This is a genomic window from Acinetobacter sp. RF14B, assembly GCF_006864105.1.
Taxonomy (GTDB): domain Bacteria; phylum Pseudomonadota; class Gammaproteobacteria; order Pseudomonadales; family Moraxellaceae; genus Acinetobacter; species Acinetobacter lwoffii_C.
The window spans coordinates 1-480 of record NZ_SMTB01000261.1 but is presented as its reverse complement, the minus strand read 5'-3'; the positions used below and the strand labels follow the sequence as shown (position 1 = coordinate 480).

Annotated in this window: 1 protein-coding gene; it reads right to left on the bottom strand. The window is 58.5% G+C overall.

The features are described 5' to 3' along the window. Positions 1-480 (bottom strand): hydroxymethylbilane synthase (hemC, locus tag E2K52_RS14860; protein ID WP_151205734.1); only part of this gene is annotated, 480 nt, incomplete at both ends.

Below are 480 nucleotides of genomic sequence, written 5' to 3'. Positions count from 1 at the left end.
GCGAAATCCCCATTTGTTCGGCATTTTGCGGCGCACCGCGGCGTTCACCGCGAATAATCTGCGAACCGTCCGGCGCGCCGACCAGCGCACGCAGCCAGATTTCACCATCAATAAGCTCGGCGTAGCTACCAATTGGCACCTGACATCCACCTTCGAGACGGGTATTCATGGCGCGTTCTGCGGTAACGCGCAGTGCAGTTTCGTGGTGATTCAGCGCGGCAAGCAGCTCGCGAGTGCGCGTATCATCAAGGCGGCATTCAATACCGACTTCACCTTGTCCTACCGCCGGAAGAGAAATCTCGGGTGGTAACGCGGCGCGAATGCGGGACTCCAGACCTAAACGTTTTAGTCCGGCTACGGCAAGAATGATGGCATCGTATTCGCCGTTATCTAGTTTGCTCAGGCGAGTGCCGACGTTGCCGCGCAGGGAGCGGATAATCAGATCCGGGCGGCGTTCAGCCAGTTGGCACTGGCGACGTA